The sequence below is a fragment of the Chondromyces apiculatus DSM 436 genome (genome assembly GCF_000601485.1).
Lineage (GTDB): Bacteria > Myxococcota_A > Polyangia > Polyangiales > Polyangiaceae > Chondromyces > Chondromyces apiculatus.
Window position 1 is genome coordinate 44,804 of the sequence record NZ_ASRX01000043.1, and the last position, 15,588, is coordinate 60,391.

The following is a 15,588-nucleotide window of genomic DNA, read 5'->3' on the forward strand; positions in this document are numbered from 1 at the left end:
AGACGGCCCCCATGCCGCGGGTGCTCGTCATCGATAACTACGACTCGTTCACCTACAACCTCGTCCAGCTCCTCGAGGTGCTCGGCGCCCACTGCGAGGTGATGCTCAACGACGCACTCGGCGCCGACGAGACGCTGGCGCTCGCCAGCGCCCACGATGGCGTGCTCGTCTCGCCAGGTCCCTGCGCCCCCGACGACGCCGGCGTCACCCTCGCCGTCGTCCGGGCCCTCACCGGCGCGCCCGACGGCGCCGCCGCGCCCACTTCCGCGCCTCCGATCCCCCTGCTCGGCGTTTGCCTCGGCCACCAGGCCATCGCCCAGGCGCTGGGCGGCCAGGTGGTCCGCGCGCGCCGCCCCATCCACGGCAAGACGTCCTCCATCGAGCACGACGGTCAGGGGGTCTTCCAGGGGCTCCCGAGTCCCTTCGACGCCACGCGCTACAACTCGCTGGTGGTCGACCCGGAGCACCTCGACCCCGCCCTCACCGTGTCAGCGTGGACGCGCGAGGGCGAGGTGATGGGCCTGCGGCACCGCGATCGGCCGGTGGAGGGCGTTCAGTTTCACCCGGAGTCGATCCTCACGCTGCAGGGTGAGGCGCTGCTGCGCACCTGGGTCTCCTCGCTCCAGCGCCTCCACCGCGCTGCCTGAGCCACACACGCCGGCTGTTTGGCCCCTGGCTCGGCGCCCGGATAGCGTTCCCTCCATGGACGTCGAGCGCCGCGCCGCCCCCCGCCTGCCGGTTCGTATCTTCTTCAACAAATACATCGACCGGCACCCGCACCTCGGCGAGGTCCTGGAGCTGTCCTCCACGGGCATGCTCACCCGCACCATCCACCACCCTGACACCTCGCACGCCTGCTATGCGGTCGAGATCTCGCGGTCCGAGGGGGGCACCCCGCCGGTCTGGCTGTGCGTCCGCCGGATCTGGGTCGACGGTGACCTGGAGGCGCTCGCCTTCGTGGAACCGACGGAGGCCGATCGCGACCGCCTCGGGGAGCTGCTCGCGCCGCCCCTCGCCTCCTGAAGCGCGGCCCCCACACCGCGTGAACCTGGCGAGCGGCCCCCGAGATTTGGCCGTGTAGAACCGCCCCACCGCGTTGACATCACTGGTGGCGCGCCGCTAACGTGCGCGGCGGGATCGCCCCCCGAGGAGCCGATGGCTGACGACAACAAACCGAAGAAGACAAAGATCGATCTCAAAGCCCGGCTTGGCAAGACCACCATGACGGGCGTAGGCGGCGTGCCGCTGCCTGCCCCGGGCCCCTCCGCTCCAGGCTCGGGTCCCCCCTCCGATCCCGGCGCCGGCGCGTCTCCTGCTCCGGCCGCCTCCCCCAGCGTGCGACCCTCGGCGCCAGGCGGCGGAGGCATTGCGCCGCCTCCGGGCATCTCCCCCGGCATTCCGCTGCCTCCGTTCGCCCAGCAGCGTGCGGCCGCCGCACAGCCCGCGCCGAAGCCCACCGCGGTGCAGCAGACCATTAAGGTCGAGGTCGGCGAAGAGGTCGAGCAGGAGCGCAAGAAGGCGAACAAACGCGCGGGCATCTACGCGGCGCTCGCTGCCGTGCTCGGCATCGGCATGGGCTTCATCGTCGGCGGCGCCAAGGAGCGCGGCGAGCGTGGCCAGAAGGCAGTGAACGACGCGGTCGTCCTCGAGAAGGACATGAAGACCGCGAACGACAAGCTGCGCGAGATGAACGACAAGCTCACCGCGGCCGGTCAGGAGCTGGGGGCGAAGACCTTCCCGAAGACCTTCGCGCAGGACCTCTCCGGGATGAACATCCCCTTCGAGGCCTCGAACCTCGCGGGCAAGCAGATCGGCTCGCTGCCGCCGAACATCGTGAAGCGCCTCTTCGACTACACGCAGGCAGTCACCGACGTGAACAAGACCAAGGACAGCCTGCGCAACCTGCTCGGCATGGCGCAGGCGCCCGTGGAGAAGTCCTGGAAGGAAGAGAAGGAGCCAGTCGTGAACTTCGGCGTCGTCTTCCGCAAGGACGGCGAGAAGACGCTGGCCGAGCTGGTGCCCGTGAAGGAGCCCTTCCCCTTCGGCAAGGACTGGCCCGAGAAGTTGAAGGTCACCCGCCTGGAGCGCACGCAGCAGGGCGCGAAGTCGGTCGAGAAGGAGGTCGCGCGCTGGACAAAGGGTGACCTCACCGGCTCGGATCTCCTCGTTCTCCCCATCGACCCGCCCACCGTCGCAGCCTTCACGAGCGAGCAGATCATCTCTCGCCTCGCCAAGGAAATGCGCGATCTGCGCATCATCCTCGAAGGCAACACCGAAGATCCCACCGCCGGCCCCGGCCTCGTGAAGCAAGGCGACGATCTCGCCAACGAGCTTCACAAAATCGGCCTCTCCGCCCGCTAGGTACTGCGTACCCTGGAGCAGGGACCCAGGGTCCCTACGCTCCCGTTGGTCGCTACCCCCTGATGCGCTCCTGAACGTGACAGGAAGGGGGAGCTGGCGTCTCAGGACTCCTGCTCCTCCGGGATCATGTGCCTGGTACGGGCGCTCGTGTCGGCGCAGCCGCGGAGCCCGCGCCGTGGCGCCCGACAGCCCCCGGATCGGCAGCGGTCACCCCTGCCGCGGAGGTCCACGCGATCGCTCCGGCCGTGGAAAGGGGTCCGTCGGAGGCCGACGGGTCTTGTTCCTGGGAACAACCTTGGTGGTCGGAGGCCGACGGGTCTTGTTCCAGCGCGGAACAGCGACCGTGGGCGACCGACGGGTCTTGTTCCAGGCCGACGCAGGCGCGGAGAGGCTGTCGAGGGGAGGGCGCTTTCCCGAGGCGGGAGGGAGGACCACGAGGGCCAGCAAGGGGCCGTTTTCCGTCGTCCCGGGTCCTTGCGCTGGCATCCATGCAAGGTTACGGGGGTAGCGACCAATGGGAGCGTAGGGACCCTGGGTCTCTGCTCCAGGGTACGCAGTACCGGTACCTAGGCGGCGTCGTTGGTGCTGGCGGGGCGGGGGCGGATGATCTCCACCTTGCCGATGTGGCGCTCGTCGGAGTCACGGATGACGAACCGCAGGCCCCACTTGCTCACGGAGGTGCCTACTTCGGGGACCTTGCCGAGGTGATGTGTCAGCATCCCGCCGAGGGACTCGTGGTCGCCGTCGGCCGTGATCTCGGTGCCCAGGTAGGCGGACAGATCGCTCATCGAGATCTCGCCATCGGCGACGAGCCGGCCATCGCCAAGGTCCTGGATGGCCGCGGGGTCCTCGCCCTCGTCGTGCTCGTCACGGATGTCGCCGACGATCTCTTCGAGCACGTCCTCCAGGGTGACGATGCCGGACACGCTCCCGAACTCGTCGACCACGATGGCGAGGTGCTGACGCCGCCCGCGCATCTCCTTTAGCAGCGACGACAGGGGCTGTGTCTCGGCCACGAAATTGGCCGGGGTCCGCACCACCTCGCGGAGCGTCTTCGGCGTCTCTCCCCGCTCGTTGACGACCTTGAACAGGTCCTTCGCGTAGAGCAGGCCGACGATGTTGTCGATCTGGTCCTTGTAGATGGGGTAGCGCGAGTGACCACTCTCCGTCACGAGCGCCACGGCTTTCTCGATGGATGTCGACACCTCGATCGCTTCGAGACGGGAGCGCGGGATCATCACGTCGAGGGCCTTGAGGTCGGCGAACTCGAGCACGTTGCGGATCATCTCTGCAGGCTCTCGCCCGAACAGGCCGGATTTCTCGACCTCCTCCACGAGCATCTCCACCTCGGCCTCGGTCACGCGCGGATCCGAGGGAGGCTCTCCCTCTTTCGGCCCGAGCTTCTCGCTCAGCCACGCGAGCGGACCGGCGAGCACGATGAGCGGGATCTCGAGGGGAACGAGGAAGCGCGCGGCAATGGCCGCCGCCTGGTCGGCGTAGCGGCGGGCGAGCGTCGCGCTGACGGCGTAAAGCACTCCGCAGAGGACGGTCGTCGCTGCGGCCGCCACGGCCTCCGACCACCTCGGGAAGGCGCCGATGAAGACGCCGTCGAACAAGACGCCGGTCAGGGTCGTGGTGACGATCAGGCCGAGGAGGTAGCGGGTCCGGAGCTTGGCCTCCAGCCTGCGGATGCGTTCGTAGGCACTCCGCGTGGCCCCGCTGGACTGTTCGATGAGGGCCCCGAGCCGGGTGGTGCTCAGGGTATTCAGTGCGGTGTCGGCGCCGATGAAGAGAGCACCGAGCACCGCTGTCACGACCGCCGCGCCCGCAAGCGCTGGCAGTGGCACCATATCTGGACTCAAACCTGCACTCCTGACAGGCGAAGCGTAACGGAGCTGGGGAGTTGTTCGCAACCCATAGCAACCTGCTGGGCTGCGCGATCATGGGAGCCGCGTGCGGCCATGACCTCCTTCGCCTTTCCGTTCACGATGTCCTGCGCTTCGCATTGGTGGAACCGACGGTCCCACGGTCAGAGCAATGTACACGTTCCGCGCGAACGTCAACCCTCCTCGTCGTCGGGCTCGTCGGCGGCGCGCGCCGTCGGCGTGTCTTCCTCGCGCGCGCACGTCTCGGTGGAAACTGCCTCGCTCGTCCCGGAAAGCGCGCTGAACGGAGCGCTCGGAGCTGCGCCTGCGGCGTCGGTGGAGAGCGCGGAGAAGCCACGCAGGACGGAGATCCGGAGCGCGCCCTCTGCATCGAGGCGCGCGCAGCCGATGGCGACGAGCTGACCGTCGGGCGCGATCCACGCGGCGGCGCGCGGCTCGTCCGTTCCTTCGTCGACGCGTGGTGGTGAGGTGAAGTCGTCGGGCCGAAGTCGCTGCCCGAGGCGCGCGCGACGCGCACCGTCGGCGGTGAGTTGCTCGATCCACAGCCCGAGCGAGGCGGCCTCCACGAGCGGTACGAGCGCGCGGCGCAGCGCATCCGCGCCTGCGTCCGGAGGCAGCGCGCGGTCGAGGGTGAACCTCCCGCTCGCGGTGCGCCGGAGCGCCGTCAGGTGCGCCGGGACGCCGAGGTGCTCGCCGAGATCCCGCGCCAGCGAGCGCACGTAGTAGCCCTTCTGCACCGACAGGGTGAGCGTCAATGCCGGAGGTGACGTGGACACGGCGGTGCACCCGAGGGCGCGCACCTCCACGTCGCGCGCCGCGAGTTCGACCTCCTTGCCGGCGCGCGCCAGGGCGTAGCTCCGCTGCCCGTCCACCTTGATGGCCGAGTGGGCAGGCGGCACCTGCGCGCGCCGCGCCGTCTCCGCCGCCAGCGCCGCCGCGATCCGGGGCGCCCGCGCGGCCACCTCGTGCGCAGCGAGGGCGCTTTCCTCGGACGTGAGCTTCGGGAGCTGTGAGAGCTGCGCGAGCTGCGCGAGCTCCTCCTCCAGCCACCCGGGGAGCGCGCGCGTCTCCGTCACCTCGCCCTCGGCGTCCAGCGTGTTGGTACCGACGCCGAGCGCCACTTCCGTCACGTAATGCTTGTCCTGCGCCGTCAGGTAAGGGCCGAGCTTCGTCCCCTCGCCGACCAGGATGACCAGCACGCCGGAGGCCATCGGGTCGAGCGTCCCCGCGTGCCCGATCCGCTTCGTCCTGAGCGCCTTGCGCAGGCGCCACACCACGTCGTGGCTCGTCGGGCCCCGGGGCTTGTCCACCACGAGCACCCCGTCGAGCGGGGCCCGCTCCTCGCCCTTCACCCGAACCAGACCGATCTTCGCCCGGCGAGCGTCCTGTCGACCAGCGCCTGGATGCTTGCCCGCACCCGCTCCGAGAGCCGGCTGACCAGCATGTCGTCGTCGGCGGCGTCAGGGCCGTACTCGTCGAAGTAGATCTTCTCGCCGAAGCAGATCTTCCACTTGGTGGGGGCCGGCACGAGCCCGAGCGGTCCGAGGGCCGGGAAGATCGGGGTGATGGGCACGTAGGGGACGCCGAGGAGGCGCGTCAGGTGCTCGACGCGGTGGAGCAGCGGGTTCGCCTCCTCCGCGCCGACAATCGCGCAGGGCACGAGGGGCGTGCGCGTCCGCAGGGACAGGCGGATGAAACCCCCACGGCCGAAGCGCTGAAGCTTGTAGCGATCACGGTAGAGCTTGCTGATGCCCTTCACGCCTTCGGGAAATACGGCGACGAGCTTCCCGGCGGACAGGAGGCGCTCGGCGTTCTCCTGGCAAGCGCGCACCGCGCCGAGCCGGTTCATCATCGTCCCGGCGAAGGGCAGGTAGTACACGAAGTCCTCCGCGAGCCAGCGCAGCTCCCGCTGCCTCGGGTGCTCGCGCTGCACGGCGGCGCGCAGCATCAGGCCGTCGTAGGGAATCGGCCCGCCGGAGTGGTTGCCCACCACCAGGCACCGACCCTCGTTCGGGATGCGGCCGATGCCCTCCACCTCGACCCTGAAGTACCTGCGGTAGAGGAAGTCGAAGAGCGGTCGGTAGCGCTCCTCGTAGCGGGGATCGAAGCCGTACTCGTCGACCTCCTCCGCGCGCCGGCGCATGCCATCCCGGCCCCAGCGCTGGTTGTAGTACTCCGACGAGAGGATCTCCGGCGCGTCTGCGGGAGCCTCCGCCGTCCCAGCCGCTCCCGGCTCCCCCGAGCGCGGTGGCTCCGAGCGCGGCGAGCGACCCGGCGCGGAGGTCGAGCCGCTCGTGCTGCCCACGTCGCCCGCGCTGGCCGTGCCGCTGGTGCTGCTGGACCCGTGCGCGCCGTGAGGGGACGTTGCGGACGTGGGCTGCACAGGCGACGCCCCGCCCTCCTTCCGCGCTCCGCCCTCGGGCTGCGCGCTGGCGCCGCGGCCCTCGCGCATCATCTGATCGAGCCGCGCTTCGAGCTCCAGGATCTGGCGCTCCAGCTCCTCGGGCGACGCGGGCGACGTGGGCATGCGGGAGCCGCGGCTCGACGCGGCAGCCTCGTCGCCGGGGCCACTCGGCGGGCCGTCGTGCGAGAGTTCCAGCGTGCCCGGCGAGGGCTCGGTGGGTCCGATGGGGGCGACGGCGGTGGAGATGTCCTCCTCGAGATCGTCGCTGGCGACGAGGTCATCAGGCGCCGTGCCCTCCTCCGACGCGACGCTCTCCCTGCGCTCGGTCTCCTCTTCGTTCGCCCCGTCCCGCTGCTCGTGTTCGCTCATCGTCCGCTCTCGATCTCTTTCATGGTCCCCGCTCCTGCCGCCTCTTGCAGCCTCTCGAAGCCGCCACGCGTCGCGACGCGCTCAGGCCGGAGGGTCGGAGAGGAGCTGCGCGTCACGGAGCCGCTGAGCGCCGATGTAGTCGCTCAGCGCCTCGCGCGTGGAGTACATGGGCCGGAAGCCCATGGTCTGCGCAGCCTTCGTCCCGTCGGCGACGCAGATGTACCGGAGGTAGCGGAGGAAGCTCGGCGGGGTCGCCGCGGCTTGCACCGTCCACAGCGCGCCGATGAGCGGACCCGCCAGGGTGTGGAGCACCGGGACGCTGCTCAAGCCGGCCATGCGGGCCACCGTGGACAGCGGCAGCACCCCGTCCCCCACGATGTTGAACGTCCCCGGCACGTCGCGATCGATGGCGAGCTTGAACGCGGCGAGCGCGTCGACCTCGTGCAGGAATTGCCACAGCGGGTCGAAGCCGAGCAGGGTGAAGGCCGCGCGCTGCGACAGGTAGCGGGTCACGTAGTTGTGCACCGTCGGCCCGAGCAGGGGCGCAGTGCGGAGGATGGTCACGATGGTTCCCTTCGACTTCACGCTGAAGGCGTTCACCTCCCGCTCGGCGGCCATCTTGTCGGCGAAGTAGTGCTCCTCGGAGTCGGCGCGTAGCGGGTGCTTCTCCGTCAGGAAGTTCGGGTTGGTCGGGTGCGCCCCGTAGAGGATGGTCTGGCTCCACATCACGAGCTTGCGCAGGTTCACCCGCCGGGCCGCGTTCAGGATGTGCATGGTCCCGATGGACTCCAGCTCGTGGGCCCACGCCGTCGCGTGGGTCGGCGAGGACAGGAAGCAGAGGTGCACCAGGGTGTCGACCTGCTCCTCCACGAGGGCCTCGGCGAGGCGCTGCTCCGAGGAGGGCGAGGTGAGATCCACCGACACCACGCGCGTCTTCGGCCCCGCGGTCTCGGGCGTCTTGATGTCGAACGCCACGATCCGCGCGATGCGCGGATCCTCTTCGAGGAGCCCGAGCAGGTTCCTGCCGAGGAACGCGGCGGCGCCAGTGAGGGCGACGACGCGGCCGCGGGTGGGCCTGTCCGTCGATGTCCCCGGTGAGGGAGGCGGAGAGCTGCCCGGGGCAGGGGGCTTGGATGAGCGCGAGGCCATGCGGCGCGGGACAGTACTCGACCGGGCTGCGCAGGCAAGCGCGCGCCGAAACGCGGCGCTTTCCGACGCCCCGCGCCGGACGGCCTCACCGGCCCTGCGAGACCTCGCCGCAGGTGAGCCTGGCCCAGATCACCGCGTCGCCCCGCTGCAGCCACAGGTCCACCGCGTCCCCGGAAGCCGCAACCGCATACCGCTCCGCGTCAGCCACCGGGATCACCGCACCCTCGGGCTTCCCCGACGCATCGAGGCGCACCGCGTACACCACCTTCCGCGTGGAACGGCAGCCGAGGGGCGCGATCCAGGTCGCGAGCGCCCCGCGCCGGAGCCGTCGCAGCGCCCCCCGGAGCGGCGGCGCCGGCGCCTGCACGTCGACGTGCTGGCCCCCTTGCGCGAAACGCACGCTCGCGCGGCTTCCCGTCGGCGCGTCTCGGTCGCCTCCTCCCACCTCGTCCTCCTGCGCTGCGTCGTCCTGGGGATCGCCTGCCAGCGCGCCTCGGGTCCGCACGCAGCCCTCGTCGTCCACCGGTGTCCCGTGGAGCATCACCGTGGGCGCTGGAAGGCCCAGCGCATCCAGCACGCCGTGGGGGCTCGCCACACGCCATGTCTCCCGTACCCCCTGCGGGGCTGCCACGTTTCCCGGCGCCGGGGGCGGCGTCTCCGCGGAAGCCTGGCCGGCATCTGGCGCGGGCGGGCTGGCATCTGGCGCGGGCGGGCTGGCATCGGCTGTGGTCTGACCGGCGTCCGTCGAGATCGGGCCAGCATCCATCATGGCCTGGCCAGCGTCCGCCATGGCCTGGCCAGCGTCCGCGGCGATCGGGCTGGCATCTCCGGGGGCTCCTTCTGCGCGGAAGAACGCCACGTGTTTCCGGAACGAGAGCGCGACGAGAGCTGCGCGCGGCACTGCACTGCCAGGCGAGGATGGCTCGATCGCCGCGATCGCGAGCGGCTGGCCCTCGTCTCCCGCAGCTTCGATCACCACCCGCTTCCAGGTCGCGATGGGGGCCGTCGCTGCCCCGAGCCACACCTCGGCACCCGGCATGGCCACCCGGCCGAGCCGCGGCGTCAGCAGCGCGCAGGCGCCTGCTTCGCACATCAGGTCCACGGCCTCGAAGCGGTCACCTTCTCCCACGCGCTCCGCTGCGTCCTCGCGGGCGAGCCCGAGTTCCACGCTCCCCGCGCCGTGGTGCTCACCGAACGTCGAGAGCCAACCCCCCTCGGCCGTGCGCCCCAGCCGCGGTGGGACCTCCGGCGCGAGCCAGGGCAGCGGACGCTGCGCGGCGATCGCGCCGGCGGCATCGAAGGTCACCAGCGAGACCCCGAGCAGGCGTGACGCATCGTCGCTGGCATCGGCGATGACCAGCGTGCTCGGGGTGCCGCGCTCCGCGAGGAAGCCGGTGCTCTGCGCCACCTGGGCCCGCAGCGCAGGAGCGCGTGGCGTGCAGCCGCGCGGGGAGGCGAAGAGCGGCACGCCCCGCATCTCCTGGAACGTCCAGGCATGCGCGGGGGGGAGCGGCGCGGGGGCCTCGAAGGAAGGGGGAGGTTCCGGAGGCACCGGAGGAGAAGAGGGTGAACACTGGCCGCAGCCCGTCGCTGCCATCAGGGCCACACCGCTGAAGCAGGCACCTCTGCGCAAGGGCGCGACTCTAGATCTGTTCAGCGGTCGGGAGCTACCCGTCCCCCGTGGCCGCGCGGCGCCGGGAGGAACACGATCGGGGGACCTGAGCGAAGGTGAACCGGAGCACCGTGGGGCTTCGTGGATGCCCCGAGACACCTCGTTCGGCTGGACATGAGGTGCGTCGGTCAAGAAGCAGATCGGGAAACACTTCATGAAGTGATGCTGGAAGACCCCACGACCGGCGAGGCCAGGCTCAGGGGGCGCAGCTCCGGCGGAGGACAGGGTAGGGCTCGAAGGCGTGCACCTCTTCAAAGCCGTTCGCCATGAAGGCGGAGACGGGGCCGGTCCAGAGCTCGTCGTCGCGCACCGCCTCTCGGGGGCGGCGGGGCAAGGCTTCGAGGGCCGTGGCTCCCCAGGCGGGGGCGAGGCGCACCGCACCGGCGACGAGGGCAGTGGTCACGCCCTGCTTGCGGAAGTCGGGATGGACGAGGGCGCAGCCGATGAGGAACACACCCGCGCGGTCGCCGGCGAAGCAAGGCAGGTTCCTGTAGAGCCTCTTGTCGTAGGCCCTGTGCATCAGGGCGGCAGGGGTGACCTTGAGCCAGCCGACGAGCTTCGGCGCAGCGTCCGGTGCAGGGCGCGCGATGGCCACGACGCCGCGCGCCTCGTCGCTGCCGGTGGCGAGGGCATGGGACAGCTCGTCGCGGTTCTCGTCCGCGCGTACCGCGCAGCGTTCGAGCCACTCGTTCACGGCGCCGGGGAAGTGGTAGTAGCGGCAGTAGCAGGGCGAGCCCCCCTCCTCGAAGAGCGCAACGAGGCCGTCCCGGTGCTCGGGGCGTGCGGCGAACGTCTCGATGTGCGGGTGCATCTCGGGGGAAGGCGGGGCGGACACCGGGGTTCCTTCGCTGGGACTCACGACGAAGGAGCGCGGGCGCCGCGCACGGGGGAGATCTGTTCCCAGGCGTGGGCTGCGGTGAAGAGGCGCGCCTCGGCGAGGGCGGGGGCGATGAGCTGCAGGCCGATGGGGAGCGCCTTGGCCTTGGCGATCGCGCTGTCGATCAAGCTGGAGATCACGCTGCGGGTCGCGCTGGCGGTCGGTGCGTCGGGCGCGGGGGCGAGGCCGCAGGGGACGCTGAGGGCGGGGAGGCCGGCGAGGCTCGCGGGAAGGGTGTAGACGTCGGCGAGGTACATGGCGAGCGGGTCGTCCGTGCGATCGCCGAGGCGGAATGCGGTGGTGGGAGAGACAGGGGCGGCGATGAGGTCCACCTTGCGGAAGGCCGCGTCGAAGTCGCGCTGGATGAGGGTGCGGACCTTCTGGGCGCGGAGGTAGTAGGCGTCGTAGTAGCCGGCGGAGAGGACGTAGGTGCCGAGCATGATGCGGCGCTTCACCTCGGGGCCGAAGCCGGCGCCGCGCGTCTTGCCGTACATGCCGCGCAGGTCGCCCTGCGAGGCGTCCTCGCGCAGGCCGAAGCGGACGCCGTCGAAGCGGGCGAGGTTCGACGAGGCCTCGGCGGTGGCCACGATGTAGTAGGCGGCGACGGCGTGGCGGGTGTGGGGGAGGTGGACGGGGCGTACCTCGCAGCCGAGGCCACGGAGGCCGTCGAGGGCCCGGCGCACGGCGGCGTCGACGCCAGGTTCGATGCCCTCGGCGAAGTACTCCTCGGGGACGCCGATGCGCAGGCCGGCGACGTCGCGGCCGCAGGCAGCCTCGTAGGCGTCGACAGCGACGGGGAGGCTCGTGGCATCGCGGGGGTCGTGGCCGGCAATGACCTCGAGCAGGCGCGCAGCGCCGCGGACGTCGGCGGCGAAGGGGCCGATCTGGTCGAGGCTCGAGGCAAAGGCGATGAGGCCGTAGCGGGACACGCGGCCGTAGGTGGGCTTGACGCCGACCACGCCAGTGAGCGCGGCGGGCTGGCGGATGGAGCCGCCCGTGTCGGAGCCGAGGGCGCCAGGGGTCATGCCGGCGGCCACGGCCACGGCGCTGCCACCGGAGGAGCCGCCGGGGGTGCGCTCGGAGTCCCAGGGGTTCCTCGCCGGGAAGAAGGCGCTGTTCTCGTTCGACGAGCCCATCGCGAACTCGTCCATGTTGCACTTGCCAGGGAGGATGGCGCCGGCCGCGCGGAGCCGCGCGACGACGGTGGCGTCGTACGGGGGGCGGTAGCCGCGCTCGGGGTCGCGCTCAGGGCTGCCGTCGCGGGGGGCCTTGCGGGTGAGGACGAGAGAGCCGGCGGTCGCAGGGGCGTCGGCAGAGCAGAGGGCGTCCTTGAGGCCGATGGGCACGCCGGCGAGGGGGCCGAGGGGCTCGCCGCGGGTGCGCTGGGCGTCGACCGCGCGGGCGGCGGCGAGGGCGGTGTCTCCCTGCACGGTGAGGAAGGCGCCGAGGGCGGGGTTGCGGCTCTGGATGCGGTCGAGGGCGGCGCGGGTGATCTCCTCGGCGCTGACCTCGCCGCGGGCGCAGCGCGCCGCGATCTCGGGGATGGAGTGGTCGAGGATGTCCGTGGTCATGGCGTTCACCCTTCGTCCACGAAGGTGGGGACGGTGAACCCGCCGTCCTGTACGCGGGGCGCCTCCGCGAGCGCAGTGTCCTGGGGGAAGCTCGGGATCTCGGCGTCCTCGCGCAGGGGGGAGCGCGCGAGGAGGATCTGCGCGGTGGGCGGCACGTCGGAGACGTCCAGCGCTTCGAGCTGGCGCACGTACGCGAGGATGTTTGCGAGGTCGCCGGTGAGCCGGTCGACCTCCGCGGGAGAAATGTCGAGGTGGGCGAGCCGCGCGAGCGCGAGGACCTGCTCACGCTGCAGGGGAGCTTCCGTGAGGGGAGCGTGAGGGAGGGAGGCGCTCGCGCTGGGACCGGGGGGAGAGGCTGCGTCGGTCATGGGGCCGTGAGGGGTCTACCATCGAGGGCGAGGCGCGCGCCACGGCGCTGAGGCACCCGGGGGCTGGTCGTTTGCGTCGGGTGGTGTTAACGCCGGACGGCGCCCGGTCTGTCGCTGGCGCTCCTGGGCATTCGGGCATGCTTCCTCCTCTCGCTTCAACTCCCCGTGGGTTGCGCGTCGGCGCGATGATCGTGGGTGCCTGCGCGGCGCTCGTCCTGTCGCGGGATACGTTCGTCGACGCGCGCGGGCGCTCCGCGGCGCTCGCCGGGTCTCTCGCGGGGCAGGGCATCGTCGCTGCGCCCTCGAACGTGGTGTGGGTGGACGGGCCGCGGGGCGCGCTCGGGAGCTTCGGCCCGAGCAGCCGCGCCCTGGTGCGTGGGGCGGCAGCCGAGGGGGAGGCGAGCGATCTGTTTCTGGTGGACACTGCCCTCTCGCCCGAGGGGGTGCTCGTCGGGGTGGGCGAGGTGCACAACCTGACCGAGACGAGCGGCGCGGACGAGTCGTTGCCGGTGGTGCGGGGGCAGGTGGTGGCCTACGTGTCGCGGCCGATGATCGAGGGGGCGTCTCCCACGGTGCACGTTCTCGATCTGCGCGGCCATCCGGCGTCGGCGTCGGCGGAGTGGCCGAGGATGGAGCGCGCGCAGCACGCGATCTCCAACTGGCAAGCGACGGGGAGGCTCCGCGGGATCGGGCGGCGGACGCTGGCCGTGGATGCGCCGGCCGGTGAGGGGGAGAAGGCGGCGGAGGTCTCCGTCGCGCTGGAACAGGAAGCGGTGGTGATCCGCGCCGGGGCGAGCGAAGCGCGGGTCTCACTCGCGGCAGAGCCGGTGGCGCTCGTGGGAGGTGCGCCGCTGCCGGGGTGGCTCCGCGCCGAGGACGGCGAGATCGCGCGCCCGGGGAACCTCGTTACGTGGGCGGTGGACCGGGTGCGTACCGTCATCGGCGACGAGGCGATGCAGTACGTGAAGATGGTCGGCCTCGGCGTCATCGACACGGTGAAGCAGCAGACAGAGAACGCGGAGGACAGCGCCGAGCAGATCGCCAATGAGATGGGCCAGGCGAACCTCGGGGTAGCCACCCGGCAGGAGCCGACGGATCCGGAGCTCGGCTGGCCTCCGGCGCCGCTCGACCCGTGGGTGACGCCGCCGCTCGAAGGGGAGGGGCAGTGGAGGCAGCAGGGCGGGGACGAGTTCCTGCGCAAGCTGCCAGGGCTGCCACCAGCGTTCGTGACCACCTTCATCCGGCCGGACAGGTCGCGCAAGGTGGTGCGGGTCTTCGTGGCGCTCTGGGATCCGCGGCAGGTGGAGCTGCACATGATGAGCGGCACCGTGGAGCCGAAGGGGGCGACGGGGGAAGCTGGGCCGGGGCTCATCCCGCGCACGCCCGAGGTGATGAAGCGGGTGGTCGCGGGCTCGAACGCGGGCTTCCAGGCGCTGCACGGCGAGTTCGGGATGATGGCCGACGGCGTGGTGTATCTGCCGCCGAAGCCCTTCGCGGCGACGGTGGCGGTGCGGCGCGACGGGACGACGGCCTTCGGGACCTGGCCAGAGAACCCGCAGATCCCGCCCTGGATGATGTCCTACCGGCAGAACATGACGGTGATGGTCCAGGACCAGAAGTTCAACCCGTACCAGCGCACCTGGTGGGGTGGGACGCCGCCGGGGTGGGAGGACAAGACGCACACAGTACGAACGGGGATCTGCCTGACGAAGGAGGATTTCGTCGCGTACTTCTACGGCGCGGATCTGAGCCCGGAGGCGCTGTCCCAGGCGATGATCCAGGTGCGCTGCAGCTACGGCATCGCGCTCGACATGAACGCGGGGCACAGCGGGCTCGAGTTCTACCACGTGGCGAAGTCCGAGGAGCTGCCGGCGCTGGGGCGCCCGCTACAGCACGACTGGGAGGCAGAGGGGGAGGTCGCCGGCCTCGAAGGGTGGCGCTTCCGCGGGCGGAGGTTCATCCGGGGAATGGGGCTGATGAACTTTCCGCGCTACATCCGGCGGGAGGCGCGTGACTTTTTCTACATGACGTTTCGCCACGTCCTGCCCGGGGAGGCGCTCGCGTCTGCGGTGCCGGGCAAGGCCGGGGAAGGGGAGTGGCGGGTGAAGGGGCTCCCGCACCATGGATTCCCCTACGCGGTGGCAGTGACGGAGGTGCGGCCGGACGCGTCGCGGCCCGACTTCACGCTGCGGGTGCTGAAGATGGATCCGCGCGCGGTGAAGGCAGCGCCAACGGGAAACGAAGGGAAGGTGGTGGCACTCGTGGGGCCGGGGGGGCCTGGCGCCTCGGCAGAGGGGCTCGGGCTGTGGCACGCGGAGGGGGTGTTCTCGATCGGAGCGGCACCTCCCGCGGCCGGAGCGTCGCGGATCGCGACAGGGAGCGCGACCGCCGCGGCCGGGATGAACGCGGTGGCGGCCGTGGGGGTGCAAGATGATGGGGGCATGCTGGTCTATGCGGAGGTCCTGGGGGCCGGGGCACCTGCCGCGGGGAGCGCGACCGGGGACGCGGGGGTGGCGGCGCCGGGCGGGGGGGGCGAGCGCGCTGGAAGCGCGGGGGCCGTGGGGGATCCGCGGGATGCGCAAGCGCTGGAGAATTTCGTGAAGGGGCTCGGGTGCTCGTCGCGGCTCCTCCTGGCACGGCGGCTGGATCTGGCGCTGGGCGGCGACACAGACCTGTCGGGGAGCGCGGTTCACGCCCCGACGGGGGCGGGGGTGGTGCGGCTCGTCCGGGCCGGGACCCCAGGGGCAGGGCGGATGTTCGAGGACACGCCGATCGTGCCGCGGGAGACCTGGTATCCCCTCCAGCAGAAGCGCATCCGGTATTTCAAAAAAGCGGACGATTGACGGCGGCGTCCGCCGCCAAACTTGTGCAGTGGGCGCTTCAGCGATTAAAAAGCACCGCGGTGCCCCGCCCTCTCGATGGCGTTCGCAA

General features: G+C 71.3%; 12 protein-coding genes. 4 read left to right on the plus strand and 8 right to left on the minus strand.

The genetic code is table 11. The annotated features are described in order from the left end of the window. Nucleotides 1-11: 11 nt before the first annotated feature. From CAP_RS25275 to CAP_RS25285, 3 genes are all read left to right on the plus strand, one after another. A complete protein-coding gene (locus CAP_RS25275) occupies nucleotides 12-647 on the plus strand; it encodes an anthranilate synthase component II (protein ID WP_044245525.1) in 636 nt (211 codons plus the stop codon). Between the two features lie 55 nt (nucleotides 648-702). Beyond that, entirely contained in the window at nucleotides 703-1,023 is a 321-nt protein-coding gene (locus tag CAP_RS25280; RefSeq protein ID WP_044245528.1) for a PilZ domain-containing protein, read from the plus strand. Nucleotides 1,024-1,155: 132 nt separating this feature from the next. Beyond that, complete coding sequence (locus CAP_RS25285) at nucleotides 1,156-2,361, plus strand: hypothetical protein (RefSeq protein WP_044245529.1); 1,206 nt, start codon at nucleotides 1,156-1,158, stop codon at nucleotides 2,359-2,361. A gap of 566 nt (nucleotides 2,362-2,927) precedes the next feature. Here CAP_RS25285 and CAP_RS25290 read toward each other — a convergent pair. The 8 genes from CAP_RS25290 to gatC form a co-directional block, all read right to left on the minus strand. Next, complete coding sequence (locus CAP_RS25290; RefSeq protein ID WP_231511683.1) at nucleotides 2,928-4,175, minus strand: hemolysin family protein; 1,248 nt, start codon at nucleotides 4,173-4,175, stop codon at nucleotides 2,928-2,930. 245 nt (nucleotides 4,176-4,420) lie between these two features. Then, entirely contained in the window at nucleotides 4,421-5,599 is a 1,179-nt protein-coding gene (locus CAP_RS25295) for a tRNA pseudouridine synthase B (RefSeq protein ID WP_052375912.1), read from the minus strand. After that, nucleotides 5,596-7,020 (minus strand): lysophospholipid acyltransferase family protein, encoded by a 1,425-nt coding sequence (locus CAP_RS45525; protein WP_052375914.1) that lies wholly within the window; start codon nucleotides 7,018-7,020, stop codon nucleotides 5,596-5,598. Before CAP_RS45525 ends, CAP_RS25295 begins: the two co-directional genes overlap by 4 nt. A gap of 81 nt (nucleotides 7,021-7,101) precedes the next feature. Further along, the gene (locus tag CAP_RS25305; protein ID WP_081865245.1) at nucleotides 7,102-8,169 is read right to left on the minus strand and encodes an NAD-dependent epimerase/dehydratase family protein; all 1,068 of its coding nucleotides are present in this window, start codon (nucleotides 8,167-8,169) and stop codon (nucleotides 7,102-7,104) included. A gap of 85 nt (nucleotides 8,170-8,254) precedes the next feature. Beyond that, nucleotides 8,255-9,802: a hypothetical protein gene (locus CAP_RS25310; RefSeq protein WP_197041349.1), complete on the minus strand. Its 1,548-nt coding sequence runs from the start codon at nucleotides 9,800-9,802 to the stop codon at nucleotides 8,255-8,257. Nucleotides 9,803-10,037: 235 nt separating this feature from the next. Then, nucleotides 10,038-10,676 carry a GNAT family N-acetyltransferase gene (locus CAP_RS25315; RefSeq protein WP_231511684.1) on the minus strand — a complete coding sequence of 213 codons (639 nt, stop codon included), beginning with the start codon at nucleotides 10,674-10,676 and terminating at the stop codon, nucleotides 10,038-10,040. A gap of 20 nt (nucleotides 10,677-10,696) precedes the next feature. After that, nucleotides 10,697-12,289: an Asp-tRNA(Asn)/Glu-tRNA(Gln) amidotransferase subunit GatA gene (gene gatA / locus CAP_RS25320; protein ID WP_044245616.1), complete on the minus strand. Its 1,593-nt coding sequence runs from the start codon at nucleotides 12,287-12,289 to the stop codon at nucleotides 10,697-10,699. A gap of 5 nt (nucleotides 12,290-12,294) precedes the next feature. Then, nucleotides 12,295-12,657 (minus strand): Asp-tRNA(Asn)/Glu-tRNA(Gln) amidotransferase subunit GatC, encoded by a 363-nt coding sequence (gene gatC, locus CAP_RS25325; protein ID WP_081865246.1) that lies wholly within the window; start codon nucleotides 12,655-12,657, stop codon nucleotides 12,295-12,297. A gap of 137 nt (nucleotides 12,658-12,794) precedes the next feature. Here gatC and CAP_RS25330 point away from each other — a divergent pair, with 137 nt between their 5' ends. Then, nucleotides 12,795-15,500, plus strand: coding sequence for a hypothetical protein (locus CAP_RS25330; RefSeq protein ID WP_156041133.1), 2,706 nt, complete (start codon nucleotides 12,795-12,797; stop codon nucleotides 15,498-15,500). Nucleotides 15,501-15,588 lie beyond the last annotated feature (88 nt).